Annotated in this window: 21 protein-coding genes; 15 read left to right on the top strand and 6 right to left on the bottom strand. The window is 60.2% G+C overall.

Annotated features, from left to right (window positions below; genetic code table 11):
- Positions 1-45: 45 nt before the first annotated feature.
- Positions 46-1,242, top strand: a complete 1,197-nt coding sequence (locus tag HKK55_RS20060) for an MFS transporter (RefSeq protein ID WP_169356263.1) — start codon at positions 46-48, stop codon at positions 1,240-1,242.
- Positions 1,242-1,643 carry a DUF4440 domain-containing protein gene (locus HKK55_RS20065; protein ID WP_169356264.1) on the top strand — a complete coding sequence of 134 codons (402 nt, stop codon included), beginning with the start codon at positions 1,242-1,244 and terminating at the stop codon, positions 1,641-1,643. The genes HKK55_RS20060 and HKK55_RS20065 overlap by 1 nt, the downstream gene beginning before the upstream one ends.
- A 24-nt stretch (positions 1,644-1,667) precedes the next feature.
- Here the strand turns inward: HKK55_RS20065 and HKK55_RS20070 are convergent, their stop codons facing one another.
- The 4 genes from HKK55_RS20070 to HKK55_RS20085 are packed head-to-tail and all read right to left on the bottom strand — an operon-like array spanning position 1,668 to position 6,443.
- Positions 1,668-2,537, bottom strand: a complete 870-nt coding sequence (locus HKK55_RS20070) for an HlyD family secretion protein (RefSeq protein WP_169356265.1) — start codon at positions 2,535-2,537, stop codon at positions 1,668-1,670.
- 10 nt (positions 2,538-2,547) lie between these two features.
- On the bottom strand, positions 2,548-2,748 hold the full coding sequence (locus tag HKK55_RS20075) for a DUF1656 domain-containing protein (RefSeq protein ID WP_169356266.1): 201 nt from the start codon (positions 2,746-2,748) through the stop codon (positions 2,548-2,550).
- On the bottom strand, positions 2,738-4,921 hold the full coding sequence (locus HKK55_RS20080; protein WP_169356267.1) for an FUSC family protein: 2,184 nt from the start codon (positions 4,919-4,921) through the stop codon (positions 2,738-2,740). The genes HKK55_RS20075 and HKK55_RS20080 overlap by 11 nt, the downstream gene beginning before the upstream one ends.
- A gap of 10 nt (positions 4,922-4,931) precedes the next feature.
- Positions 4,932-6,443 carry an efflux transporter outer membrane subunit gene (locus HKK55_RS20085; RefSeq protein WP_169356268.1) on the bottom strand — a complete coding sequence of 504 codons (1,512 nt, stop codon included), beginning with the start codon at positions 6,441-6,443 and terminating at the stop codon, positions 4,932-4,934.
- Between the two features lie 345 nt (positions 6,444-6,788).
- Here HKK55_RS20085 and HKK55_RS20090 point away from each other — a divergent pair, with 345 nt between their 5' ends.
- The 6 genes from HKK55_RS20090 (at position 6,789) to HKK55_RS20115 (ending at position 13,582) form a co-directional block, all read left to right on the top strand.
- Entirely contained in the window at positions 6,789-8,996 is a 2,208-nt protein-coding gene (locus HKK55_RS20090) for a hypothetical protein (RefSeq protein ID WP_169356269.1), read from the top strand.
- Between the two features lie 98 nt (positions 8,997-9,094).
- Positions 9,095-10,063 carry a LysR family transcriptional regulator gene (locus HKK55_RS20095; RefSeq protein WP_155583432.1) on the top strand — a complete coding sequence of 323 codons (969 nt, stop codon included), beginning with the start codon at positions 9,095-9,097 and terminating at the stop codon, positions 10,061-10,063.
- 64 nt (positions 10,064-10,127) lie between these two features.
- Entirely contained in the window at positions 10,128-11,102 is a 975-nt protein-coding gene (locus HKK55_RS20100; protein WP_169356270.1) for a D-glycerate dehydrogenase, read from the top strand.
- A gap of 242 nt (positions 11,103-11,344) precedes the next feature.
- Positions 11,345-12,247, top strand: a complete 903-nt coding sequence (locus HKK55_RS20105) for a chemotaxis protein CheV (RefSeq protein ID WP_169356271.1) — start codon at positions 11,345-11,347, stop codon at positions 12,245-12,247.
- Between the two features lie 3 nt (positions 12,248-12,250).
- Entirely contained in the window at positions 12,251-12,733 is a 483-nt protein-coding gene (locus HKK55_RS20110; RefSeq protein ID WP_169356272.1) for an N-acetyltransferase, read from the top strand.
- Between the two features lie 105 nt (positions 12,734-12,838).
- Positions 12,839-13,582 (top strand): YkgJ family cysteine cluster protein, encoded by a 744-nt coding sequence (locus HKK55_RS20115; protein WP_169356273.1) that lies wholly within the window; start codon positions 12,839-12,841, stop codon positions 13,580-13,582.
- 27 nt (positions 13,583-13,609) lie between these two features.
- On the opposite strand, the gene HKK55_RS20120 is transcribed toward HKK55_RS20115, so the two are convergent.
- Positions 13,610-14,788 carry a transporter substrate-binding domain-containing protein gene (locus tag HKK55_RS20120; RefSeq protein ID WP_169356274.1) on the bottom strand — a complete coding sequence of 393 codons (1,179 nt, stop codon included), beginning with the start codon at positions 14,786-14,788 and terminating at the stop codon, positions 13,610-13,612.
- A 183-nt stretch (positions 14,789-14,971) separates the two neighbouring features.
- Positions 14,972-15,214, bottom strand: a complete 243-nt coding sequence (locus tag HKK55_RS20125) for a hypothetical protein (RefSeq protein WP_169356275.1) — start codon at positions 15,212-15,214, stop codon at positions 14,972-14,974.
- 215 nt (positions 15,215-15,429) lie between these two features.
- On the opposite strand from HKK55_RS20125, the gene HKK55_RS20130 reads away from it, so the two are divergent.
- From HKK55_RS20130 to HKK55_RS20160, 7 genes are all read left to right on the top strand, one after another.
- A complete protein-coding gene (locus HKK55_RS20130) occupies positions 15,430-16,596 on the top strand; it encodes an efflux RND transporter periplasmic adaptor subunit (RefSeq protein ID WP_169356276.1) in 1,167 nt (388 codons plus the stop codon).
- Positions 16,593-19,688: a multidrug efflux RND transporter permease subunit gene (locus HKK55_RS20135; protein WP_169356277.1), complete on the top strand. Its 3,096-nt coding sequence runs from the start codon at positions 16,593-16,595 to the stop codon at positions 19,686-19,688. Before HKK55_RS20130 ends, HKK55_RS20135 begins: the two co-directional genes overlap by 4 nt.
- 9 nt (positions 19,689-19,697) lie before the next feature.
- Positions 19,698-20,375, top strand: coding sequence for a heavy metal response regulator transcription factor (locus HKK55_RS20140; protein WP_169356278.1), 678 nt, complete (start codon positions 19,698-19,700; stop codon positions 20,373-20,375).
- The gene (locus tag HKK55_RS20145; RefSeq protein WP_169356279.1) at positions 20,365-21,729 is read left to right on the top strand and encodes a heavy metal sensor histidine kinase; all 1,365 of its coding nucleotides are present in this window, start codon (positions 20,365-20,367) and stop codon (positions 21,727-21,729) included. Before HKK55_RS20140 ends, HKK55_RS20145 begins: the two co-directional genes overlap by 11 nt.
- Before the next feature lie 412 nt (positions 21,730-22,141).
- Positions 22,142-23,464 (top strand): OprD family porin, encoded by a 1,323-nt coding sequence (locus HKK55_RS20150; protein ID WP_169356280.1) that lies wholly within the window; start codon positions 22,142-22,144, stop codon positions 23,462-23,464.
- Between the two features lie 84 nt (positions 23,465-23,548).
- On the top strand, positions 23,549-25,045 hold the full coding sequence (locus HKK55_RS20155) for a sensor domain-containing diguanylate cyclase (RefSeq protein ID WP_169356281.1): 1,497 nt from the start codon (positions 23,549-23,551) through the stop codon (positions 25,043-25,045).
- Positions 25,046-25,096: 51 nt separating this feature from the next.
- On the top strand, positions 25,097-26,599 hold the full coding sequence (locus tag HKK55_RS20160; protein ID WP_169356282.1) for a sensor domain-containing diguanylate cyclase: 1,503 nt from the start codon (positions 25,097-25,099) through the stop codon (positions 26,597-26,599).
- Positions 26,600-26,645 lie beyond the last annotated feature (46 nt).

The following is a 26,645-nucleotide window of genomic DNA, read 5'->3' on the forward strand; positions in this document are numbered from 1 at the left end:
CTGCCAGAGGTCTACCCTGCCGGGACTTAACGCAGGAACGCCCCGATGACCTACCGTTCGAAAGTCACCTGGATCTTTTTACTGGGCTTCGCCCTGGACCTGGTGAACATGTTTGTCGCCACCATCGCCTACCCGGATATCGCCTTGGAGTTGCAGGCATCGGTTCCGCAACTGGCATGGATCAGCAATGCCTACATGCTCGGCCTGACGCTGATTATTCCGTTGAGTGTGTGGTTGGCGGCGACGTTGGGTGAACGGCGGTTGATTGCCGCGAGCCTGTTGCTGTTTGGTATCGCTTCGGTGCTGGTGGGCCAAGCCGGGTCGATTGAAGCGCTGATCGGCTGGCGCCTGCTGCAAGGCCTGGGCGGCGGGTTGCTGATTCCGGTGGGGCAAGCCTTGGCTTACCGGCACTTTCCGCCGGCCGAACGCAGCCAACTGACGGCCAAGGTCATGTCGGTGGCGCTGTTGGTTCCGGCGCTGTCGCCGGCATTGGGTGGCTTGGTGGTCGACAGCGTTTCCTGGCGCTGGATCTTTTACGCCAATGTGCCGTTGGCGCTGATCACCCTGCTGTTGACGTTGCTGTGGTTGCACGCAGACACGCCGTCCTCGGCTCGCCCGTCGCTGAACCTGCGTGGCGTGTTCGAGCAGATCAGCAGCCCGATGCTGCGGATCGCGATGCTGGTGTACCTGTTCATTCCCGGTGTATTTATCGGCACCAGCCTGATTGCCATTCTGTACCTGCGAAACCTGGGTTTTGACGCTACCCGCACTGGCGCGCTGATGCTGCCTTGGGCGCTCGCCTCGGCGGTGGCGATTGCCTTGGGCAAAAAGCTGTTTAACCGCTGTGGACCCAGGCCATTGTTGCTGGCGGGAATGGCGTTGCAGTTCATCGGTATCCTGCTGCTGATCGCCCTCCAACCGGCGCAACCGCTACTCGCCATCCTCGCTTATGCCTTGATGGGCCTCGGTGGCAGCCTGTGCAGCAGCACGGCGCAGACGTTGGCGTTTCTCGACATCCCCGCCGACCGCATGGGCCATGCCAGCGCTTTGTGGAATATCAATCGGCAATTGAGCTTTTGCCTGGGGGCCGCGCTGCTCAGTGCATTGCTGGCGGCGCTGGACTCCTTTACCGTGACCTTTGTGATGGCTGCCGCGCTGACCTTGTTTCCCCTGTTTGCCGTACTGCGCCTGGATGCGTCCAGGGTGCGGGCGCTTCTCCACCCTCAACCCGAGTACAGTTGATGATCGACTACAGCGACTTTATCGAAGAAGTGATCCAGACCCACGTCGAGATCGAACAATGGTTTGCCGGCGTCGCGCCCGAGGGGACGCTGGAGAGGCTGCTGGCGCGTTTCTCACCTGAGTTCAGCATGATCGCGCCGGCTACCGGAGCACGGGTGAATACGGCCGGGGTCAATGCCCTGTTCACTCGCTTGGGCGGCATGCGCCCCGGGCTGAAAATCACCTTGAGCGAGCTGACTGGCATTGATCGTCATGCGCGTGGTGCCACGGTGAGCTACCGCGAACACCAGGTTGATGACAGCGGCACCCAAACGGATCGCCGCGCCACGGTGGTGTTTGAAAAACAGGCCAGTGGCGCATTGCTGTGGCGCCACTTGCACGAGACCTATTGCCAGGCCTGATACCCGACTGTGCCTCGGCAGCGGCTACAGAGATGCGTTGGGTGTTTGGTTAACGATCACGGTGCACGTAATCCCCGCCGCCAACAGCACACCGTCCGGCACTTCATCAATGTGAATCCTCACCGGCACCCGCTGAGCCAGGCGCACCCAGTTGAAGGTCGGGTTCACATCGGCGATCAGTTCGCGACTCTCGGGGTTGTCGCGGTCGTAGATCCCCCGGGAAATGCTTTCCACGTGGCCCTTGAGGGTTTCGCCGCTCATCAATTGCATGTCAGCTTTATCACCGACTTTCACATGGGGCAGTTTGGTTTCTTCGAAGAAGCCATAGACCCAAAACGAGTTCATATCCACCACCGCCATCTTTGCCTCGCCGATACGCGCATAGTCGCCGCGATGCACGTTGAGGTTGGTGACATAACCGTCCACCGCCGCCACCACCTGCGTGCGCTTGAGGTTCAGTTCGGCAGCCTCCAATTGGGCCAAGGCATGTTGATAGTCGGCCAGGGCCGAGTCGGCGATGTTGCTGGCGTCGTCGCGGTTTTCCTTGGAAATCACCAGAGCGTCAAGATCCGCGCGGCGATGGGCGTTGACCTTGCGCATCTCCCACGTGGCCTTACGTGACGCCACCAGGGACTGCGCCTGTTTCACCGCGATCTGGTAATGCTCGGGGTCGATCTGCATCAGCAGGTCGCCCTTTTTCACCAACTGGTTGTCGCGCACCGGAACGTTGACCACCTCTCCGGTGACGTCGGCGGCCACGTTGATGATGTCGGCGCGCACCCGACCATCTCGGGTCCATGGGGTTTCCATGTAGTGAACCCACAACGTGCGGCCAATCCAGATCGCCAGGGCCAATACCAGCAGGGTCGCGAGTAGGCTGAAAAACTTTTTCATCGGGGCATTCTCAACGGTAGACGGTCAGCGACAAGGCGCCGAAAAGACAGGTGAACAGGCTCAGGCGCAGCAGCGCCGGGTGCCAGAAAAAGCGGTACAGATCAAAGCCGGCCAGGAAGCGATCCAGGGCCCAGGCCAGCCCCGCCGCGAGGAAAAACATCAGGGTCATGGTCGGCATGTAGATGCCGTGGAAGGCGATTTCACGTGGCATGGGCGGGTCCTTCAAGCGTGAGGGCAGCCAGGGGCGATTGCGGGTCCAACAAAGACGTACGGATAAAGTGCAGGTAGCTTTTCACCCGGCGCAAGGCCGAGGTATCGAAGTGCGGGGCGAAGGGTTCGTCGGTGGCCTGGACCCGGCTGATGGCGTGGTCCACTGCGATCAGGCCACGCTCCAGGTTGCTGGCGCTGGGTTGCAGGAACAACCGCACCAACGAACGGCCCATCACCCGAATGGCCTGGCGCCACGGCTGGGATTCGGCGTACGCCGGATGCACCGGCAAGATCGCCTGTTCCTTGCGCAGCTCGATGATGGCGTGGCCGACTTCCAGCACCACGAACATCCAGCGCAGCAAGTCGCGTTGCACGTGCGGTTGGCCGGCGGCCAGGCCGTAGGCCTGATGGAGCAAGTCGCGGGTGCGGCTTTCAAACCGTGAAGCCAGACCTTTGAGTTTGCCGCTGATGGCGTACACCACTTGCTCACGCAGGTCCTGCTCCAGCCGGCGCCACAACCAGCGGCTGTTGGGCGGCAGGATGATCGCGCCCGCCGCCGCACACACCAGCATGCCGATGATCATCGCGATGTAGTCGTTGATAAACGTGTAGGGGTTGTAGATCGTCAGGTTATCCGGCACCGAGCCGGTGCTGAAGAAGATCAGCAATCCCAGACCGACCCCCGCGTATTGCGGTCGAGAAGTGAGGAACGCCCCCAGTACGATCACCGGTGCGAGCATCACGCACAGCAACGGGAAACCGTCGATCCAGGGAAAGACGAAGAACATCTCGACAAACCCCACCAACGCGCCGATCAAGGTGCCGCAGGCCATCTGGAACGCCATGCGTTTCGGGTTCGGCGTGGCGGCGGACAAGCCCACCGTAGCGGCTGCGATCAGGGTCATGGTGGCGCCGCTGGGCCAGGCCGTTGCAACCCAATAGCTGCCCAGAATCACCAGGATGAAAGCAGCGCGGATGCCCGAGGCGGCACAGGCCAGCCCGTTGGTTTTCGGGGCAAAAGGTTCGTCCCAGTGTTCACGCTCATGGCTGTGGTCGGCCAGGGACGCGTGGGTCTGTGCATAACTGTGCAGGTCATCGACAAAGCGGTACAGCAACTCATAGGCCGTATGAAAATCCAGCTGCTCGGCGTCGCTAGGGTCGCTTTCCTGAAACTGCGTCCGCAGGCTGCGAACCTTGGCAGGCAAGTCTTGCTTGTAGGCCGTCAGTTGAGTCACGAGGCGCGCGGCATCCGGGCTCGTAAGGACGCGACTACTGAAGCCATCGAGCAACTCGGCCAGGTCTTGCAGGCCTGGTTTGATGGCGTCCACCACATGATCAGCCTCGTGGCCGCGCAGGCGTTCGAGCAACTGATGCAGCGCGTTGAAGCGCGTGGTGATGCCCATGAATTCGCTGTTCAGCCGACTCAGACGACCGTTGCGTCGACGCATGTGCGGGTCTTCAAATACGGTGACGCTGCGCAGCCCTTCCAGGCCCACGGCTTCGGCGATAAAGCGCACATTGCTGCTTTCAAAACCTTCGCGCTGGCTGCGCCCCCGCAGGCCATCGGTGACAAACAGCGCGAAGGTGCCGAAGCGCTGATACAGGGCGTTGCGCATAGCGGCGCTGGCGGTTTGCGGCAGGATCGCGGCACTGACCAGCGTGGCGCACAAAATCCCCAGGGAGATTTCCAGCACCCGCCACACTGCCGCCATAAAGGCACCGTCCGGATGGGCCAGGGCCGGCAAACCGACCATCGCTGCCGTGTAACCAGCCAGCACAAACCCATAGGCGCGAAAGTTGCGATAGCGCGCGGCCCCCGCCGTGCACAGGCCGACCCAGATCGCCAGGCAGCCGAGGAACAGTTCAGTGTTCTGCGCAAACAGGGCGATCAGCAACACCATCACTGCCGAGCCGGCCAGGGTGCCGAGGAAGCGATAGAAGCTCTTGGCAAACACCTGGCCACTTTGCGGCTGCATGACGATAAAGACAGTGATCATCGCGGTGCGTGGTTGCGGCAGCTCCAGGCGCATCGCCAACCACAGGGTCAGGAACGCGGCGATCAGCACCTTGAAGATGTAGACCCAGGTCACGCCATCACTGCGTGCCCAGTCGAAAAAACCGCGGCGCCACTCAAGGGAGTGCAACCAGCGCAGGGGTGCAGGCAAGGGAGTCATGACGTCCTACTCAGTGATCGAAGACGGCCAGGGCCGCCGGAGTCTTGCTCGGTAACGTCTTGTCGGCGGCCGGCACATCATTGCCAGCGCCCAGGCCGCCGCCCAATGCGGTCACCAATTCAGCATGGGCACTCAGACGCGCAGCCTGGACCTGTTGTTCGACCTGCTGCTGGCGGAACAACAGACTCTGGGCGTTCAGCACGTTGAGGTAATCGGTGAGGCCGCGTTGGTAGGCGATCATGGCGATGTCATAGGTTTTCTGCGCCGAGGCCACCGACTCGGCGGCGAAGGCCTGTTGCTTGTCCATGGATTCGCGGCGGATCAATTGGTCGCTGATGCCCTTGAGCGCGTTGACCAGCGTCTGGTTGTACTGGGCAACGGCGATGTCATAACCGGCGCTGGCCTCTCCCAATTGCGAGCGCAGGCGGCCACCGTCAAAGATCGGCAAGGAAATGGCCGGTCCGGCGGTGTAGTTGAGTTTCTTGCCGGTCAAAAACTCCAGCATCCCGCCGCCGGTAGCGACGTAGCCGAGGCTGCCCACCAGATCGACGTTGGGGTAAAACCCTGCGTGAGCCACATCAATGCCACGAGCCTGGGCCGCCACGCGCCAGCGACTGGCAACCACGTCCGGGCGTTGGCCGAGCAGTTCGGCGGGCAACGTCGAGGGTAACTTCAGGGGCGCGCCGAGGGACAAGGTCGGCCGCTGCAAGGTTGTACCCTCCCCCGGACCTTTACCCGCTAAAGCCGCAAGCTGGTTGCGGCTCAGGGCGATCTCTTCATCGAGGGCGTCCAGTTGCCGATGGGTTTCCGGCAACGGCGTCTCGGCCTGGCTGACTTCAAAATGGGTGCCGATGCCACCGGCCAGGCGCTTTTGCGCCAGGTCGAGGATCTGCTGTTGCTGGGCCAGGGTAGCGGCGACGATATCGCGCTGGGCGTAGTGCAAGGACAACTGGATATAGGCGCGCACCACGTTGTTCTGCAATTCCAGCTCAGCCTGACGTGCTTCTGCGGCGCTCATATGGGCCAGGTCCACGGCGCGTTCAGTGGCGTTACTTTCCCGGCCCCATAGGTCGAGGGCATAGCTGAAGCCCAGGGAGGCGTTATTGTCCCAGGTGGTGGAATTGTCCAGTTTGCCGGGGCCATAGAACGGGTCGCTGGGCCAGTTGTGGCGCTTGAGGGTCGCATCGCCATTGATCTGTACCGACTCGGCAGACTCGGCAACACCGGCCATCGCCCGTGCTTCGCGAACCCGTGCGGCGGCCATCGCCATGCTCGGGCTACCTTGTACAGCGAGGTCGATCCAATGGTTGAGTTGCGGATCGCCATAGGCTTGCCACCATTTTGCGGTGGGCCAATGGGCGTCTTGAGCGGCGCTCTTTATCGCGGCGTCGGTGGCCAGGGTATTGGCGGCGAGCGTCGTGCCTTGAGGGGCGATTCCTCCGGTTCCGATGCAGCCGCTGATTGCTAACGATAAGGCCCAAACACTGAGAGTCTTCAGCTCTCTGCTGATGCGACGCGGCACTGCTGCGAATTCCTGAGATGGTTTTTTGTAGGAGCGAGCTTGCTCGCGAAGAACCGTCAACGATGACGCGGGATGCCTGGAGAAACGCGGCGGCCTGGTGTCCTTCGCGAGCAAGCTCGCTCCTACAGAGGGAAGGTGGCGCAATTCTAGGGGGCCGTTCAAGCGGCGATAAGGTGGGATTCCTGTGAATCTTTATTACCGTTCAGACGATAATCCGGAAGGAGCTTGAATTTTTTCTAAACAATTACCCGCAGCGCTTGGTACATGCCCTACAACGCCCCATGCTGATTGCCGGCAAAATGGCTCACCTGACTGTTTCTACCCCACGCCAGCAGGAGAGTTTTCATGCCTTTAGCACTCAGCGCTATCTCCCCCATCGCGCCCGCCCTGGGCCCTGCCCAAGAGACGGCCAGTGCCCTGAACCGGCAGTTAAAGGCCACCACGTGTAGCCCTTGCACAGGCGAACTTCCACTTCAACGCGACGCTCGATGGATCGCCGATACCGTTAAGGAAAAGCTCGAAACGCTGCCCACGACAACTCGCGACAAGCAAGAAATAAGAGCACTTCATCAAACGCTATCCATCGGTGAACAGCGCTTGGAAGTATCACCCGAAGAGCTGCCGGACTTTTATGCATTCTTTAAGAAAGCCGAGCATATCTTTGACGGTCATCGTTCATCCAAAAAACCCAGTATTGCTGAAGACTACACATTCTGCCGCGCGCTCAAATGGCAGTTTCGCGCAGCAGTCAGCGAGCAGGAACACCTGCGCCTGACGCAGAACCTGCTCTCATCACTGAAGTACATCGACGCCGGTGGCGAACGCATCAATCACCGCCATACCGGTTATAACTTCCCATTAGACCCAACGAGACTGCTCAGTGCAGGGCCACACTTCGCAGTCGATTCGCACCTTGCCTACACCACCGACAAGCGTCTGAAAGACACGCGGGCAATGGGTCTGCTAGGCAAACTGCAGTCGCGCGCAACAGACCTGGGGCAGACTGAAAGTCGCCTCGGCGCCAGCTATTTATCGTCACGGGAATACGAGAATCTGGAAGACTACGCCAATGCCAATGGCCACTCTCTGCGCGCCTCACTCAATGAAAATCGGTGGGGCACCACAACGAAACTGCGCAGCCTGATAAAAGACTCGTACAACCTCGAAAGAAACAGGGCTTACTCAACGTTGAGCCATCCGTTTGTCAGGGAGAGTTTGGCCGCGAACGGGCTCGGCAGTGTTGAGCTCCCGCCCCTGCACAGCAAACCCGCCACCGTGATAAAAGAAAAAGGTATCGACTTGAGTCTGGGGAATCAGGTATCCATTGATTTTTTCAGTTATCTGAACTTCAACACGACTATCCAGCTCAACGCGCAATGGACTCAAAAACATAAAGCATTGGATATCCTTGGTCTGTCTGACACGGCCCCAAGCAGTGCGCTGAAGAAGCTCAATACACTGAAGTACCCAGATGACGACCCCGTGAGCCTTTTAAATGACATGAAATATCATGTCATCTCCAGTAGCCGACGCTTCAGCCACCAAGCCAGCACACCTGTATTGGCGTCAGCGTTGAACACAACACTGCATGCAAATAACCAGCAAGCCAGAACACTCCTTGAGCGCTATGTCCTGCTCAAGGCACAGCACGGTGTCGAGAAGACTGTCGATCACGAAATACGCATGCTGATCCGTCAGCACAGCACTCAACTTCGTCCTGAGGCCTTGAAGAAATACTCGATGACATCTCCTGCCCACACGGTAAGAGGGACCGTCAGTGCCAACTTTTCCACAACGACTGATAGCGCCAAAGGCAAGGGCGTGACCGTGGAACTAATACACAGGAAAGAAGATGACCCTCATCTGAGCGGCGACTACTTGGAGTTCAAAATCGCCCAGTTCAAATCCATCGACGTTGTAAGAAAAACTTTGCGCGAACTGCTTTCATCCATTGGAAAACAGGACTTCAGTTGGGATGACGTCATTCACTCTATAAGCCAATCGCTGCTGGATCATCCCAAGCGCTCATTCAGCAACGTGCTGGTAAAAGTCAAAGACCATCAACCGGTGGTTCTACTGACAACCCATACGGTCAACAAGGATTCAGCACTTAAGCTGCCTGACTTCGCCAGCATTGCCAGCGGTTTTGAAGCGCAGTCCCTGCGCACAAAGCAATATTTGCACAAAGAGCAGATAGGACCCGACTCGCTTGATTACCTTTTGCCGATTGCCCGCCGCTATTTAACGAGCCTTGAAGGCAGCCATAGCTGGGACAACTACGTCGATGCCCACGCCAGCGACTTCCAGGCCCTACTCGACAACATCGCCCGACAAGCACCCGGCTCCGTTCTGGCCGCCGAGCTCGGCGCACTCACACGCTCCAGTCCGACGCTCGCCCGAACGGTTGACACATTGATTGAACATGCACAAACGGCCCTTGACGCCCCGACACCCGCAAACAGAGCACTCGCCAAGGCCGCGCTCAAAAACCTGCTCGAGGAATACCTCCCGCCCTACAACGCTAAAGTCAGCGAGGCTTGGACGTTGTCCTGAACCGTTCACACAGAGGGCCAATGGCGACCAGCGCCCAGTGGATACACACCTGCGCGCAACTTCATGTCACAATTTGCCATCTCCCTTGAGAGCACCCCATGGACACTTTGCAAAACATGCGCGCCTTCAGTTGCGTCGCCGAAGCCGGCAGCTTCACCGCCGCCGCCGTGCAACTGGATACCACCACCGCCAACGTCTCGCGCGCGGTCTCCAATCTGGAAGCCCATCTGCAAACCCGCTTGCTCAACCGCACCACCCGCCGGATCGCCTTGACCGAGGCCGGCAAGCGCTATTTATTGCGCTGCGAGCAGATCCTGGCCTATGTCGAAGAAGCCGAAGCCGAGGCCAGCGACGCCCATGCGCGGCCTGCCGGGCAGTTGAAAGTGCACACCATGACCGGTATCGGCCAGCATTTTGTGATCGACGCCATTGCCCGCTATCGCCGTACCCATCCGGACGTGACCTTCGACCTGACCCTGGCCAACCGTGTGCCGGACCTGCTCGACGAGGGCTACGACGTGTCCATCGTGCTCGCCAGCGAACTGCCGGATTCGGGGTTTGTGTCCCAACGCCTGGGGATCACCTACAGCATCGTCTGTGCCTCGCCCGCCTACGTCAAAGCCAACGGCTGCGCGCAACGGCCCAGTGATTTACTCAACCACGCCTGCCTGCGCCTGGTGAGCCCGGTGATTCAGTTGGACAAATGGTCGTTCAACGGCCCGGAGGGCCAGGAAAGCGTGGCGATCAACACCTCACCGTTCCTGGTGAACTCGGCCGATGCGATGAAAACCGCGATCATCAGCGGCATGGGCGTCGGCCTGTTGCCGGTGTACGCAGCCATCGAAGGCCTGCGCAATGGTTCGCTGGTGCGTCTGATGCCCACTTATCGCTCTCAGGAGCTGAACCTGTACGCCATCTACCCATCGCGCCAGTACCTGGACGCGAAGATCAAGACCTGGGTGGAGTACTTGCGTGGCTCATTGCCGGAGATTCTGGCGGCCCATCAGGCGGAACTGGCGGCGTATGAGTTGAGCAGCAGCCTGGGTGTGGCACGGCCGGGCAACTGACAATTGCCATCAGGAATGTTAGCTTGCTTGGCATTCTCAGCCGTGTCGATGAGCCTTCCCTGCGATGAAAAAGACCGTCCTTGCCTTCAGCCGCGTCACCCCGGAAATGATCGAACGCCTGCAACAGGATTTCGAGGTCATTGCTCCCAACCCCAAGCTTGGCGATATCAACGCCCAGTTCAATGAAGCCCTGCCCCACGCCCACGGGCTGATTGGGGTCGGGCGCAAGTTGGGCCGGGCGCAACTGGAAGGCGCGAGCAAGCTGGAAGTGGTCTCCAGTGTCTCGGTTGGCTACGACAACTATGACCTGGCGTACTTCAACGAACGCGGGATCATGCTGACCAACACCCCGGATGTGCTGACCGAAAGCACCGCCGACCTGGCCTTCGCCCTGCTGATGAGCAGCGCCCGTCGCGTCGCCGAGCTGGACGCCTGGACCAAGGCCGGGCAGTGGAAAGCCAGCATTGGCGCACCGTTGTTTGGCTGTGACGTGCATGGCAAGACGCTCGGTATCGTCGGCATGGGCAATATCGGCGCGGCCATCGCTCGCCGGGGCCGCCTGGGTTTCAATATGCCGATCCTCTACAGCGGCAACAGCCGCAAGACCGCGTTGGAACAAGAGCTGGGCGCACAATTTCGCAGCCTGGACCAATTGCTGGCCGAGGCGGATTTCGTCTGCCTGGTAGTGCCATTGAGCGAGAAGACCAGACACCTGATCAGCCACCGCGAGCTGGGCTTGATGAAATCCAGCGCCATCCTGGTGAACATCTCCCGAGGCCCGGTGGTGGACGAGCCCGCCCTGATCGAAGCCCTGCAAAACCAGCGAATTCGCGGTGCCGGGTTGGATGTGTACGAGCAGGAGCCACTGGCCGAATCGCCGTTGTTTCAACTGAGCAATGCGGTGACCTTGCCGCACATCGGCTCGGCCACCCATGAAACCCGCGAAGCCATGGCCAACCGCGCCCTGGACAACCTGCGCAGCGCGCTGTTGGGCGAGCGGCCGCAGGATCTGGTCAACCCACAGGTGTGGAAGGGCTAGACTCCCAGGGCATGACTCGCCGAAATTCCTGTAGCCGCTGCCGAGGTACGAGGCTGCGATGCGGTCCGCAGGACCGCCGTAGGGGGCCGCTGCGTCGGAATGCCGCACCAAACCCATCGCAGCCTCGTACCTCGTCAGCGGCTACAGAAACCTGGCCTTCGGCGCTGATTGACGCTAAAGCCTGGGGCACTCAAGTCGATAACCCGCTATAGATTGTCATCCGTGATCCACAGAAGGTTTTTATGTCCGTCAACAAAGCCCGCGCAGACTCGCTCTCGCTCCTGCTCTTTACCTTGCGTAGCGGCAAGCTGATGGCGATCAATCTGCTGAAAGTCAGTGAAATCATTCCCTGCCCGCCGCTGACCAAGCTGCCGGAGTCCCACCCACACGTCAAAGGCATCGCCACCTTGCGAGGCGCGGCGCTGTCAGTGATCGACCTGAGCCGGGCACTGGGGGAAATGCCCCTGAAAGACCCGGATGGCGGCTGCCTGATTGTCACCGATGTCAGCCGGTCCAAGCAGGGCCTGCATGTGCAAGCGGTGAGCAAGATCGTCCACTGCCTGACCACCGACATCCGCCCACCGCCTTTTGGTTCCGGTGGCAATCGCTCGTTCATCACCGGTGTGACCCAAGTCGATGGCGTATTGGTACAGGTGCTGGACATCGAAAAAGTCATCCACGGTATCGCCCCGGCACAAATTGAAGCAGCGCCTACCGACCTGACCATGGAAGAGGCCGAAGTGCTCGGCAACGCCCGAATCCTGGTGGTGGACGACAGTCAGGTCGCCCTGCAGCAATCGGTGCACACCCTGCGCAACCTCGGCCTGCAATGTCACACCGCACGCAGCGCCAAGGAAGCCATTGACCGCCTGCTGGAACTGCAAGGCACCGCTGAGCAGATCAACGTGGTGGTCTCGGACATCGAAATGTCCGAAATGGACGGCTACGCCTTTACCCGTACCCTGCGGGAAACCCCGGACTTCCAGGACCTGTACGTGCTGCTGCACACCTCCCTGGACAGCGCAATGAACAGCGAAAAAGCCCGCCTGGCCGGTGCCAACGCAGTGCTGACCAAGTTTTCCTCGCCGGAACTGACCAAGTGCCTGGTGGTGGCGGCCCAAACTGTGGCTCAACAAGGCATCTAACGCGTGGGTGAGTATTTTCAGCTGCTGCGCCGCGACCTCACCCGCCCCCTTCCCTCCCCGCAGTGGCCGGCAGGTATTCGCCTGGATCACTACCGCGACGAACTCGCCCCGGCGATTCATGCCGTGTTGCGCCTGGCCCAGGACCAAGGCGGCGGTCGTGTAGGCGGCCTTGACCGATGGCGCCAACAGTTCGTCACTGACGCCGAGTTCGACCCGACCCTATGCCTGGTCGCCAGTGACGCCAACGGAATCCTCGGCGTCGCGCAATGCTGGACCAGCGCCTTCATCAAGAACCTGGCCATCCACCCCGCAGCCCAAGGCCAGGGTTTGGGCCGGGCGTTGTTGTTGCACACCTTCCAGATGTTTCAGCAGCGTAACGAGGCATTTATCGACCTCAAGGTGCGCGAATCCAACCTGCGCGCCCGCCAGCTGTATGAAAGTGCCGGCATGGTGTTTGTACTCAGGGATCTTGTACCCGAGGAATAAAGCACTGGCGCATAACTTGCTTTGCACAGAGCCAGCGCGATGGAAAGAGGTGTAAACCCGTCACCGCACGTGAGCCCTCTGACCTTGCCTGGTGACAGATCCTCCATGAACACCCACTTTTCCTGCGTAGGCTGCGGCAAATGCTGCACCGATCATCATGTGCCCCTGACCCTCGACGAGGCCCGGCAGTGGGCGGCGGACGGCGGCAATGTCATCGTCCTGGTGGAGGGTTTCCTGGGCAGCGGGCTGGGTCTGCCTGCGCTGCAGCGCGAGCACGCTGAGCGGCGCTCCGCCATCGTGCCAAGCGGTAATACCGAGGCGTATGTGGCAATCACCTTTGCCGCCTATAACGCCGGGCCCTGCCGGAATCTTGACGAAAACAAGTTATGCCGCATCTACGAGCGCCGACCGCTGGTCTGCCGGATCTACCCCATGGAGATCAACCCGCATATCCCACTGAACCCCAGCGCCAAAGACTGCCCGCCGGAATCCTGGGAGCAGGGGCCTGCGCTGATTGTCGGTGGTGAGTTGGTGGACCAGGAGTTGGCCGAGCTGATTCGCCGTTCACGGCAAGCCGACCGCGATGACATCCAGACCAAGGAAGCAGTCTGTGGGCTGCTGGGGATTCATACCACCGCCCTCAAGGGTGACGGGTTTACGGCATACCTGCCGGACATGAACGCCTTTGCGGCGGCGATCGAACAGGCCACGGAACTGCCGTCGATCGCCAATGAATGGGTGTTTCATGTGTCTGGGCTGGATATCGCCGAGCAGCTGCTGGATGCCGGGGCGCGGATTGCGACCGAGGTGCCGGCCAACTATGCGTTTATTTCGTTGCGGGCGGCTTAGTTCCTTATTCAGGGACTATCACGGGGCTCATCGTTCATCGGTTACCGCAATGCACTCAATCGCGACCGAGGCCCTGCGTGGCAGTCGACGCACCGAAAGGACGCTGCGGGCGGGCAGGCGATCCGACGGAAAATAGCTCAGATACACTTCACTGACTTGGCTCAGGTCATCCAGGTCCGTCAGGAACAGTGTGCATTTGACGACATGCCGTAGAGAAGACTGATGACGCTCAAGCGTTTCACGCAAGATGTTCATCGCTTGCTTCATCTGCGCCGGCGCACCGCCCTTCACCGGGTTGCGGCGGGCATCAAGTCCCAGCACATCCGAGAGGTAAAGGGTGTTACCAACTCTGACCACCTCGGAAAACGGCAATCCCGAAGCACTGGGATAGAACGGCGGACCATCGATTGTGCCTAGCGTTACCGAACGTTCCTCCTCCAGCAGGTACCCCTGTGTAATTCGCGTGGACTCACCGTTTTGCTTGAGCTGCTCAAGCGCGCGGTTGAGCTCATCGCGCAAGGCCGTGTCAGCCTTGCGCAAGCCGATAGACACGCCTTTGCCCAATTGCTCGCCCACCACGGCAGGTCCGGAGAACGTGAAGTCCTGCCCGTAAGGGGTATCAAGCAATGCTTCACGAATCTCAATCGTCCCCTGCAGCGTGGCATCGATATCCCCCGCCACCAGGCTGCGGATCAGTTGGTCATTGAGCCAGAAACTCTTGATGATCACCCCCGCTGGTGCCCACTGCGCTTGCGCAAAGGCCTCGCGATTGCTGCCGGCCAATACGCCGATCCGCTTGCCCCTCAAAGACCGTATGGTGGGCACCAGGCCCGAATCCTTGCGCGCCACCAGGTGGGTGGTAAGCGGGTAAAGATCCTCGGTAAAGTCGATCAGTTGTCGCCGTTGCGGGGTCGATGCCATGCCCATGATCGCGTCGAAACGCCGCTGTTCAAGGGCCGCGATACTGCCAGCAAAAACCTGGTCGACCCAGGTGCAGCGGACATTGAGCTGCGCGCACAAGGCGTTACCCAGTTCGATGTTCAAGCCCACCAGTTGGCCTTTCTCATCGCGACTTTCATAAGGGGGAAACTGGGAGGAGATGGCAAAGCGGATTTCGCTACGCGGCTGATTGTCTGCAGCAACCGTAGAAAAGCTACCCATTACCATCAAGAAGATGAGTGCAGCGCCAATCTGTGTCGCAGCCATGGGGATGTCCTTTTCCTGAAAGATCAGCGTCATCAGTCCCCGTCTCTGCCAGGCAGAATCGGGGATTGGATGGGGTGCAAGCTTTCAAGAAATGGTCGTTGGCGGACAAGGCGAAAGATCAGTAGTTGCTGTAGGCACAACTAACCCGTGCAGGGGATTTATTACCGGTACATGCCAGAGCGGTCAGCGCTTGCCCATCGAACGGCGGGTGCCAGGAGGTGCCATACCCGGGCTCTTGGTGTGGCCGTTCTTGGCACCGTTTTTGTACCAGGGCTGGCTGGCATTTTTTTCCCCGGCAAGCTCGCCCGGTTTGAATGGAAACTTGAACGCCGGGATCTCGGTTTTGGCTGCGTTTTCGACGCTTTCAGGGTTGACCTGTCCGTCAATCTCGACAGCTTCAACAGGGGGTTGTGTCGGGGAATTCATGGGAGCTCCGGGGAGTGCAAAAAATGACGCGGGACCGCCTTGCGGACCACACTGGCGCGCAGTATACCTGCGCGCCTCGGATCTTTAACCACTGCCCGTACGAATGGTCGGTGTTTGCTGACAGCGCCGTCAGTTAGCAGTCACTTTGCTGACCCGGTCCACAGGCTATAAAGAACCTTCATTCTTCTGTTTCTCTGTCCGGGCGCCGTCACCCCATGCACATTCCACGAAAATCCGCCGTGATCGTCGGCGTCCTGGTCTTGGTGGCCATCGCCGCCTGGGCGTTGATCCGACCGGCCAAGACCAAACTGGTGGCTTCGGCGGCAATCCCGGTGCGGGTGGTCAGCGTCGCCGAGCAGGACATCCCACGCTTCGTCAGCGGCATCGGTTCAGTGTTGTCGTTGCACAGCGTGATCATCCGGCCGCAGATCGACGGCATCCTCACCAAGTTGCTGGTCAAGGAAGGCCAACTGGTCAAGGCCGGAGACCTGCTGGCGACTATCGACGACCGTTCGATTCGTGCCAGCCTGGACCAGGCGCGGGCGCAACTGGGGGAAAGCCAGGCGCAACTGCAAGTGGCTCAGGTCAACCTCAAGCGCTACAAGGAATTGAGTGTCGACGACGGCGTGTCCAAGCAGACCTACGACCAGCAACAAGCCCTGGTCAACCAGCTCAAGGCGACAGCCCAGGGTAACCAGGCCGCCATTGATTCGGCACAGGTGCAGTTGTCGTACACACAGATTCGTTCGCCGGTCACCGGGCGCGTCGGTATTCGTACGGTGGATGAAGGCAACTTCCTGCGCATGAGCGATGCCCAAGGCTTATTCTCGGTCACCCAGATCGACCCGATTGCCGTCGAGTTTTCCCTGCCGCAGCAAATGCTGCCCACCCTGCAAGGCTTGATCGCCGCCCAGCAACCTGCCGACGTCAACGCCTACATGGGCGCCGACACCGATGGCCAGACCGGTGACCTGCTCGGTGAAGGCCGCCTGAGCCTGATCGACAACCAGATCAGCGCCACCACCGGCACCATCCGCGCCAAGGCCGAATTCAGTAATGCCACGCAGAAGTTATGGCCGGGGCAACTGGTGACCATCAAGATCCAGACCGCCCTCGACAAAAACGCTCTGGTGGTGCCGCCGACCGTGGTCCAGCGCGGCCTGGACTCGCACTTCGTGTACCGGGTCAACGGTGACAAGGTGGACATCGTGCCGGTGCAGGTGGTCTATCAGGACAGCGACATGAATATCGTCAAGGGCGTGCAGGCCGGTGACGTACTGGTCAGCGATGGCCAGTCGCGGCTCAAGGCTGGGGCTCAGGTGGAGGTTCTCAAGGAACCTCCACAAGTGATCCAGACCGCCAACGCACAGGTGCAGCCATGAAGGGCAGTCGCTCGCCGTCTGCCTGGTGCGTCGACCACCCGGTCGCCACGCTGCTGTTGACCTTCGCCCTGGTGCTGCTGGGGCTGATTGCCTTCCCGCGCTTGCCCATCGCCCCGTTGCCGGAAGCGGAATTCCCGACCATTCAGGTCACCGCGCAACTGCCCGGTGCCAGCCCCGATACCATGGCCTCGTCGGTCGCGACGCCCCTGGAAGTGCAATTCAGTGCCATCCCCGGCATGACCCAGATGACCTCCAGCAGTGCGTTGGGCTCCAGCCTGTTGACCCTGCAATTCACCCTCAACAAGAGCATCGACACCGCCGCCCAAGAAGTGCAGGCGGCGATCAACACCGCCTCCGGCAAGCTGCCCAGCGACATGCCTAGCCTGCCGACCTGGAAAAAGGTCAACCCGGCAGACAGCCCAGTGCTGATCCTCAGCGTCAGTTCCAGCAGCATGCCCGGCACCGAACTGAGCGACTATGTGGAAACCCTGTTGGCCCGACAGATCAGCCAGATCGACGGCGTCGGCCAGATCAACATCACCGGCCAGCAACGTCCGGCCATTCGCGTGCAAGCCTCGCCGGACAAACTCGCCGCCATCGGCCTGACCCTTGCAGACATTCGCCTGGCCATCCAGCAATCAAGCCTGAACCTGGCCAAGGGCGCGCTCTACGGGCAGAACAGCGTGTCCACTCTGTCGACCAACGACCAGCTGTTTCACCCCGAGGAATACGGCGAGTTGATCGTCTCCTACAAGGATGGCGCGCCCGTACAACTGCGGGATGTGGCCCGCGTGGTCAATGGCTCGGAAAACGCCTACGTCCAGGCCTGGTCCGGCGATACGCCAGGGGTCAACCTGGTGATTTCCCGCCAGCCTGGCGCCAATATCGTCGAGACCGTGGACCGTATTCAGGCCGAGCTACCGCGCTTGGAAGCCATGCTGCCGGCCTCGGTGGAGGTCAGCATACTGTCGGACCGGACCAAGACTATTCGCGCGTCCCTGCATGAAGTGGAAATCACCCTGTTGATCGCCGTGTTGTTGGTGGTGGCGGTGATGGCACTGTTCCTGCGCCAGTGGTCGGCAACGATGATTGTGTCCAGCGTGCTCGGGGTGTCGCTGATCGCCAGCTTTGCCTTGATGTACGTGATGGGCTTCAGCCTGAACAACCTGACACTGGTGGCCATCGTGATCGCCGTCGGCTTTGTGGTGGACGATGCGATTGTGGTGGTGGAGAACATCCACCGTCATCTGGAAGCGGGCCTGGGCATGCGCGAGTCGGCCATCAAGGGCGCCGGCGAGATTGGCTTTACCGTGGTGTCCATCAGCTTCTCGCTGGTGGCGGCGTTTATCCCGTTGCTGTTCATGGGCGGCGTGGTGGGACGGCTGTTCAAGGAGTTCGCCCTGACGGCCACCTCAACCATTCTGATTTCGGTGGTGGTGTCCCTGACGTTGGCCCCCACATTGGCCGCGCTGTTCATGCGTGCGCCGACCCATCATCCCCATGACAAACCCGGTTTCAGCGAGCGCCTGCTGGCCGGTTATGCCAAAAACCTGCGCCTTGCCTTGGCTCACCCACGATTGATGCTGAGTATCTTCATCGTGACCTTGGGGCTGGCCATCGCCGGTTACGTGTTTATTCCCAAGGGTTTCTTCCCGGTACAAGACACCGGTTTTGTCCTCGGCACCAGCGAGGCGGCAGCGGACGTGTCCTTTCCGGACATGATCACCAAGCACCAGGCGCTGGCCGAAATCATCAAGGCCGACCCGGCGGTGGAGGCGTTCTCCCATTCAGTCGGCGTGACCGGCAGTAACCAGACCATCGCCAACGGCCGGTTCTGGATTGCCTTGAAAGATCGTGGTGAGCGCGATGTATCCGCCAGCCAGTTTATCGACCGTATCCGCTCCAAACTGGCCAAAGTGCCGGGGATTGTCCTGTACCTGCGAGCCGGCCAGGACATCAACCTCAGTTCCGGCCCCAGCCGCAGCCAGTACCAATACGTGCTCAAGAGCAATGACGGCCCGACACTGAACACCTGGACCCAACGCCTGACGGAAAAACTGCGGGCCAACCCGGCGTTCCGCGACTTGTCCAACGACCTGCAACTGGGGGGCAGCATCACCCATATCAGCATCGACCGACAGGCTGCCGCCCGCTTTGGCCTGACCGCCACCGATGTCGATCAGGCGCTCTACGATGCTTTCGGCCAGCGCCAGGTCAACGAGTTCCAGACCGAGATCAACCAGTACCAAGTGGTGCTGGAACTCGACACCCAACAGCGCGGCAAAGCCGAAAGCCTCAATTACTTCTACCTGCGCTCCCCGTTAAGTGGCGAGATGGTGCCGCTGTCGGCGGTGGCCAAGGTTGATCCGCCCACCGTCGGGCCGTTGTCCATCAGCCATGACGGCATGTTCCCGGCGGCCAACCTGTCGTTTAACCTGGCACCCGGTGTGGCGTTGGGTGATGCGGTGATCATGCTCAACCAGGCGAAGAACGAGATCGGTATGCCGGCCTCCATCATCGGCAACTTCCAGGGAGCGGCCCAGGCATTCCAGAGCTCACTGGCCAGCCAGCCATGGCTGATCCTCGCGGCGCTGGTGGCGGTCTACATCATTCTGGGCGTGCTGTATGAGAGCTTTGTGCATCCGCTGACCATCATCTCCACCCTGCCCTCGGCGGGACTGGGGGCGTTGATCATGCTGTGGCTATTGGGCCAGGACTTTTCGATCATGGCGTTGATCGGCCTGGTGCTACTGATCGGTATCGTCAAGAAAAACGGCATCCTGATGATCGACTTCGCCCTGGAGGCCCAGCGCGTTCGCGGGTTGCCACCCCATGACGCGATTTATGAAGCCTGCGTTACGCGGTTCCGGCCAATTATCATGACCACCCTCGCCGCCTTGCTGGGCGCCGTGCCGCTGATGTTGGGTGCAGGCCCCGGTGCAGAACTGCGCCAGCCGCTGGGGATTGCGGTGGTCGGCGGGTTGCTGGTGAGCCAGGCGCTGACGCTGTTCACCACACCGGTCATATACTTGTATCTTGAGAAACTTTTCCACAGACCCAAACCGGCCCTTGGGCTGGCGACCACACACTGAGGCGGGGTCATGCGCGTTCTGATTATTGAAGACGAAGAAAAAACGGCCGACTACCTGCACCGCGGCCTGACGGAGCAAGGCTACACCGTCGACGTGGCGCGCGAGGGCGTTGAAGGCTTGCACCTGGCCCTGGAGAACGATTATGCGGTGATCGTGCTCGACGTGATGCTGCCGGGGATTGACGGCTTTGGCGTACTGCGGGCATTGCGTGCCCGCAAGCAGACGCCGGTGATCATGCTCACCGCCCGGGAGCGGGTGGAAGACCGCATTCGCGGCCTGCGTGAAGGTGCCGATGATTACCTGGGCAAACCCTTTTCGTTCCTCGAACTGGTGGCACGCCTGCAAGCCCTGACCCGGCGCAGCGGCGGCCACGAGCCGGTGCAAGTGACCGTCGCCGACCTGTGGATCGACTTGATCAGCCGCAAGGCCAGTCGCAACGGCATACGTCTGGACCTGACCGCCAAGGAGTTCTCGTTGCTCAGCGTATTGGCTCGGCGCCAAGGCGAGATCCTGTCCAAGACCTCCATTGCGGAAATGGTCTGGGACATCAATTTCGACAGCGACGCCAACGTCGTGGAAGTGGCGATCAAGCGCCTGCGGGCCAAGCTCGACGGGCCATTCGAACAGAAACTGCTGCACACCATTCGCGGCATGGGCTACGTGCTGGAGAACCGCAGTGTCGGCTAACTCCATCGCCCTGCGCCTGAGCGGTATGTTCACCCTCGTGGCGATGCTGATCTTCGTGTTGATCGGCGGTGCGTTGTACCAACAGGTAGACCGTGGCCTGGGCTTGTTGCCGGGCGCCGAGCTGGATGCGCGCTATAGCGTGCTGGAATCTTCGGTGACGCGTTTTGGTACGCCGGACCATTGGGCAAAGATCACCAACAAACTCAAATTGCTGGGGGAAGAAGACAAACGCATCCGTTTCTGGGTGGTGAGCAGTGATCCCACCTACGAATACGGCAACCCCGACGCACAGATTCGTGCGTTCGCCGAAGGGCCGATCGGCAAGCGCGACCTGCACCTGCCGGGGCACGCTTATCCGTTCAAAGTGCTGGTGAGCCAGTTCCCGGCCAAGGAACAGCGTCCGCCGCTGCGCTTCATGATTGCCATCGATACCGAAAACTTCCGCGCGACCCAGCATCATTTGCTGGTGGCATTGATCAGCCTCGCGCTGGTGGGTGTAGTGTTGGCGTCCTTGCTGGGTTTTTGGGTGGCGCGCATTGGCCTCAAGCCGCTGATCAAGCTGTCGGATGAGGCACAGAAACTCGCGCCACCAAAACTCTCCGGACGCCTGCAACTGTCGCCGCTGCCGCCGGAACTCAAGCAGTTCGTCAACTCCTTCAACTCCACCCTGGACCGAGTGGAACAGGCCTACTCCCGGCTGGAGTCGTTCAACGCCGACGTTGCCCACGAACTGCGCTCGCCCCTGACCAACCTGATTGGCCAGACTCAGGTCGCCCTGACCCGTGGCCGTTCGGCAGAGCATTACTTGGAGGTGCTGCAATCGAATCTGGAAGAGCTGGAGCGGCTGCGCTCGATCATCAATGACATGCTGTTCCTGGCCAGCGCCGACCAGGGCAGCAAAGCCACCAAGCTGATTGAAAGCTCGCTGGCCGATGAAGTTGCCACCACACTCGATTACCTGGACTTCATTCTCGAAGATGCTCAGGTACAAGTGAACGTTATTGGCGATGCCCAGGTGCAGATCGAAAAAGCCCATTTGCGGCGGGCGCTGATCAACCTGCTGAGCAATGCCGTACAACACACCGCGCCAGGGCACACCATCAAAGTGAAGATCGAAGTGCTGGAGCATCACGTGGCGATTGGTGTGACCAACCCTGGCGAGATAATCGCCAGCGAGCACTTGCCTCGGTTGTTTGAACGCTTCTATCGGGTGGACGCGTCCCGCAGCAACAGCGGCGCCAACCACGGGCTGGGGTTGGCGATCGTCAAGGCGATTGCTTTGATGCATGGCGGCGATGTGTTTGTGCGCAGTGAGGCCGATGGCAATACGTTCGGCATTACCCTGCCGGTCTAATCCTTCAAAACCCTGTAGATCCAAATGTGGGAGCGGGCTTGTGTGGGAGCGGGCTTGCTCGCGAATGCGGTGGGTCATTCAGCCTTCATGTGACTGATCCCCTGCATTCGCGAGCAAGCCCGCTCCCACATTTGGAATCCCACCCTAGTTACTGTTGCGATTTGGGCAATAGTCATTATCTTGTTACACTCTGTATCGCACCGCTCACCTGCGCTAATTTGTCGCAGCGATGAGCGTGACGGCGAAGACAGCTGACCCGCTCTCCCCTATTTCCCTCGACTTATTTCCAGGGCTCTACACTGGGAATCTGTCTTAAAGCCGCTGACTTCAGCGGCTTTTTTTTGACCCAAAAAAGGCCAGGCAAACCTAACGACACTGGCCAGTTTCGATTCATCCAAAGGAGCCCCACCCGGTGAAAACCCCGCTGACGTTCACCCCGTTATTCCTCGCGATTACTGCAACTATCATCCCTCTCGCCCAAGCGGCAGACCCCACGCCCGCCGACGGTTTCGTCGAAGGCTCAAGCTTCAAGATCAACACCCGCAACTACTACATGAACCGCGACCGCCGCGACATTCACACCGATGACAGCAAGGAGTGGGGCCAGGGTTTCCTCGGGATCTTTGAATCCGGCTACACCCAGGGCACTGTCGGTTTCGGCCTCGACGCCCACGCCATGCTCGGCCTCAAGCTTGACGGCGGTGGCGGCACCGACGGCTCCAGCATCCTGCCCGTAGGCTCCGGCAACGGCAAAGCGCCGGGTTCTTTTTCCACCGCAGGCGGCACCCTGAAAATGCGCGCCTTCGACACCGAACTGAAAGCGGGCGACCTGTTTCTCAACAACCCGGTTATCGCAGGGGGCATGACCCGTATGCTGCCCCAGACCTTTCGTGGTGTGAGCCTGACCAACCACAGCGTTGATGGCTGGATGATCGAAGGCGGCCAGGCCAGCTTCACCAAGCTCTACAACCAGAGCGGTCACCGCCGCATCGGCACCAGCTACGGCACCCTGCCCACGGGTGAAGACAGCCAGCACTTGAACTGGGCCGGCGTGGCTTGGAGCGGCGTCCCGGGGCTGACCAGCAGCCTGTATGCATCCGAACTCAAGGACATCTGGAACCAGTACTACTACGACCTGGACTACACCTACGCGGTCAACGACCTGGTCAGCCTCAACCCAGGCCTGCACTTCTACCATACCCAAGACACCGGCAACGCCCTGCTGGGCAACATCGACAACAACACCTACAGCCTGCACTTCACCGTTGGCGTCGGTAATCACAGCGTCACCGCCGCTTACCAGCGGGTCAATGGCAACACTCCGTTCGACTACATCACCCAGGGCGACAGCATCTACCTGGATAACTCCCAGCAATACTCGGACTTCAACGGCCCCAATGAGCGCTCGTGGAAGCTCAAGTATGCGTACGACTTTGTCGGCCTAGGCCTACCCGGCCTGACCTCGGCTGTGTCCTATATCAGCGGCAAGACTGACCTGACCACAGTCGATCCCGACAGCCGTGGCTATTCCTCCTGGTACAGCGCCGATGGCAAGAATGCCAAGCATTGGGAACGGGATATCGATTTGAAGTACGTGGTCCAGGGCGGCCAAGCCAAGAACCTGGCCGTGCGCCTGCAGTGGGCAACCAACCGGGGTGGGAATGGTTACTCGGCGGTGGATCGCGACGTGGATGAATACCGGGTGATTGTGGATTACCCCATTGATGTGTTTTGAGCCGGATCTTTCTTTTACCGGTAACCACTTAATTCACACTGCATAGAACTAAACTGCCAGCATCCCCACGCTGAAGTCAGTCCGATGAGCCCACGCTCCGCCTTTATCCGCCCTGCACGCCCAGAGCTTTTGCTGATTCTGGGCAGTGGCCTCACCGTCATCCTCATCGTTGGTATCGTGGCCGTGTTGCTGACCCGTGAACACGCCAGTGCCCTGCAGGCCGCCAAGCGCTCGACCAGCAACATCACCCAACTGATCAACGCCGATGTGCTGCGTAACGTCGAACTGTATGACTTGGCCCTGCACGGCCTGACCGCAGCGGCGACTCGCAAGGACTTGCCGCGGGTCCCGGCAGACATTCGGCATCTGGTGCAGTTCGATCAGGCAACGGCGGCCCCTTACAAGGGCGAAGTCCTGCTGCTGGACAAGACAGGCGCAGTCACTGCGGACTCATCGACGCTGACACCAACCCCACGCAACTTTGCCAACAACGATTTTTTCCAGGTACACCAACAAGACACCGATGCCGGACTGTTCATCAGCCGTCCTTTCAAAGTCCGCTGCGACTGTAATCAGGTATGGCGCATTGCGTTCAGCCGAAGGGTCAGCGGGCCTGACGCCGAGTTTGCAGGGGTCGCGGTGGCGACCATGCGCCTGGCGTATTTCGACCAGTTGTTCAACAGCCTCACGATCGGCAGCGGCAGCAGCATCAACCTGCTTAACAGCAGCGGCATTCTCCTGGCCCAGCAGCCCTTGCTCGAACGGGACATGATCGACAAGGACCTGAGCACGCGGCCGAACTTCAAAAGAATGCTGCGCGAAGGTAGCGGCAGTTTCAGAGGTGTCTCCAGCGTCGACGGCACGCCACGTTTGTACACGTTCACCAACGTCGGCACGCTGCCGCTGATCGTCGTCGTGGCGTTGTCCAGTGACGACGTGTTCGCTGCCTGGAAACGTGCAGCCCTGCTGATCAGTGGTGCTACTGGCGTGCTGTGCATTGGCCTGTTGTGGCTGACCTGGTTGCTACGCCTGGAGTTGCGCCGACGCTACCGAGCCGAAGCGGTGTTGTCGGAGCTTGCCGCCACTGATGCCCTGACCAGCCTGGCTAACCGCCGGACGCTGGATCAGCGCTTGCGCCTGGAATGGGACCGCGCCCAACGCTCGGGTGAACCGCTGGCCTTGTTGATGATCGACGTCGATCACTTCAAGGACTTCAACGACCGTCATGGTCATCAGGCTGGCGATGAAGCGTTACGCAGCGTGGCTCAGGTCATCGACAGCAGTATTCGCCGCCCTGCCGACCTGGCCGCCCGTTATGGCGGCGAGGAGTTTGCGGTAATCCTGCCGCATACCGACGGCAACGGCGCCGGGCTGATTGCCGAGCATATCCGCAGCGCCGTCGAGCACTTGCCACCGGTGGCCGGGGACACGAACCCCGTTACGGTGAGCATCGGGGTCGCCACCAGGGATAAAAACAGCCATGGTTCCCTGGAGGAATTGCTGCTCAGCGCCGACCGGGCGCTGTATGAGGCCAAGCACAGCGGGCGAAACCGCATTGTCGATGCCCAAGGCGTGCAATAACTCGGTATCAAGAACTACGCTAATTGCATTCTCGAAGCAGAAGTACGCCTGATGAGCCCAAACCCCGCTCGCCTGCACCGTCCGACCCGACGCCCGGAGTTCCTGCTGATCATGGGCAGTTGTCTCACGGTCCTGTTGATCATGGCGATTGTCACCGTGCTGCTGATTCGTGAGCATGCCAACACCTATGAGGCCGCCAAGCGTACGGCGAACAACATTACCCAACTGATCGACGCTGACGTACTGCGTAACGTTGAACTGTACGACTTGTCCCTCAAGGGCCTGATCGCTGCCACCGAGCGCAGCGATTTGCAAGACGTATCGGCCAATATCCGCCACCTGATACTGTTCGACCGTTCCGCGGCAGCCCCGTACAAGGGCGATATCCTGTTGCTGGACAAGGCTGGCGATGTGATTGCCGACTCATCACTCCTGACCCCAAAACCCGGCAACTTCGCCGACCGGGACTATTTCCTGGCCCATCAGAAAAACCCTGACGTCGGGCTCTTCATCAGCCGGCCATTCATGGCCCGCTGCATCTGCGATGACCAATGGCGAATCGCATTCAGCCGCCGGGTTTCAGGGCCAGACGGACGGTTCCTCGGGGTGGCCGTTGCGTCCATGCGCCTGTCGTACTTCCAACAACTGTTCAGAAGCCTGAACATCGGCAGCAACAGCACCATCAACCTGCTCAACCAACAAGGCATTCTGCTGGCCCAGCAGCCATTGCTGGAACGGGACATGATCGACAAGGACCTGAGCCAGCGCCCGAACGTCTTGCGCATGCTGCGTGAGGGCGAGGGCAACTTCCGTGGGGTTTCCAGTGTGGATAACCAGGAGCGCCTCTATACCTTCTCCACGGTCAGTGAGTTACCACTGATGGTCGCCGTGGCCTTGTCCACCAACGAAATCTTCGCCCCCTGGAAGCGCGCCGCCCTGCTGATCAGCGGCGCCACCGGGGTCCTGTGCGTCGGCTTGCTGTGGTTGACGTGGATGCTGTGCATGGAACTGCGCCGTCGCCACCGGGCTGAGCGAGTGCTGTCAGAACTGGCAGCTACCGATGCCCTGACCGGCGTTGCCAATCGCCGTACCCTGGACGAACGCCTGCGCCTGGAATGGGACCGTGCGCAACGCTCAAGCGAGTCATTGACGCTGCTGATGATCGACGTGGACCACTTCAAGGCGTTCAACGACCGACATGGCCATCAGGGCGGTGACGAAGCGTTACGCACCGTGGCGCACGTCATTGACAGTAATATCCGCCGCCCCGCCGACCTGGCGGCGCGCTACGGAGGGGAAGAGTTTGCGGTGGTGTTGCCCCATACCGACAGTAAGGGGGCGTGGGTCATCGCCGAACACATCCGCAGCAGTGTTGAACACCTGCCACGGATGGCCGGGGACACGATGCCGATTACGGTGAGCATCGGTCTCAGTACCTGGGACAAGAAGAGTCGTGCGTCCCTGGAAGAGTTGCTGCTGAGTGCTGACCGGGCGTTGTATGAGGCCAAGCACGCCGGGCGTAATCGTATTGTTGACGCAAAATCTCTGGCATAAAAAAAGGCCACCCGAAGGCAGCCTTTAAAAACAAAAGGAAAGAGAG

Source organism: Pseudomonas sp. ADAK18, from assembly GCF_012935695.1.
In the GTDB taxonomy this organism is placed as follows: domain Bacteria; phylum Pseudomonadota; class Gammaproteobacteria; order Pseudomonadales; family Pseudomonadaceae; genus Aquipseudomonas.

Bases quoted from the DNA above. Each gene is read 5' to 3' on its own strand.
- HKK55_RS20060 (WP_169356263.1), top strand. From the start codon at position 46: ATGACCTACCGTTCGAAAGTCACCTGGATCTTTTTACTGGGCTTCGCC.
- HKK55_RS20065 (WP_169356264.1), top strand. From the start codon at position 1,242: ATGATCGACTACAGCGACTTTATCGAAGAAGTGATCCAGACCCACGTC.
- HKK55_RS20070 (WP_169356265.1), bottom strand. From the start codon at position 2,537: ATGAAAAAGTTTTTCAGCCTACTCGCGACCCTGCTGGTATTGGCCCTG.
- HKK55_RS20075 (WP_169356266.1), bottom strand. From the start codon at position 2,748: ATGCCACGTGAAATCGCCTTCCACGGCATCTACATGCCGACCATGACC.
- HKK55_RS20080 (WP_169356267.1), bottom strand. From the start codon at position 4,921: ATGACTCCCTTGCCTGCACCCCTGCGCTGGTTGCACTCCCTTGAGTGG.
- HKK55_RS20090 (WP_169356269.1), top strand. From the start codon at position 6,789: ATGCCTTTAGCACTCAGCGCTATCTCCCCCATCGCGCCCGCCCTGGGC.
- HKK55_RS20095 (WP_155583432.1), top strand. From the start codon at position 9,095: ATGGACACTTTGCAAAACATGCGCGCCTTCAGTTGCGTCGCCGAAGCC.
- HKK55_RS20100 (WP_169356270.1), top strand. From the start codon at position 10,128: ATGAAAAAGACCGTCCTTGCCTTCAGCCGCGTCACCCCGGAAATGATC.
- HKK55_RS20105 (WP_169356271.1), top strand. From the start codon at position 11,345: ATGTCCGTCAACAAAGCCCGCGCAGACTCGCTCTCGCTCCTGCTCTTT.
- HKK55_RS20115 (WP_169356273.1), top strand. From the start codon at position 12,839: ATGAACACCCACTTTTCCTGCGTAGGCTGCGGCAAATGCTGCACCGAT.
- HKK55_RS20120 (WP_169356274.1), bottom strand. From the start codon at position 14,788: ATGGCTGCGACACAGATTGGCGCTGCACTCATCTTCTTGATGGTAATG.
- HKK55_RS20125 (WP_169356275.1), bottom strand. From the start codon at position 15,214: ATGAATTCCCCGACACAACCCCCTGTTGAAGCTGTCGAGATTGACGGA.
- HKK55_RS20130 (WP_169356276.1), top strand. From the start codon at position 15,430: ATGCACATTCCACGAAAATCCGCCGTGATCGTCGGCGTCCTGGTCTTG.
- HKK55_RS20135 (WP_169356277.1), top strand. From the start codon at position 16,593: ATGAAGGGCAGTCGCTCGCCGTCTGCCTGGTGCGTCGACCACCCGGTC.
- HKK55_RS20140 (WP_169356278.1), top strand. From the start codon at position 19,698: ATGCGCGTTCTGATTATTGAAGACGAAGAAAAAACGGCCGACTACCTG.
- HKK55_RS20155 (WP_169356281.1), top strand. From the start codon at position 23,549: ATGAGCCCACGCTCCGCCTTTATCCGCCCTGCACGCCCAGAGCTTTTG.
- HKK55_RS20160 (WP_169356282.1), top strand. From the start codon at position 25,097: ATGAGCCCAAACCCCGCTCGCCTGCACCGTCCGACCCGACGCCCGGAG.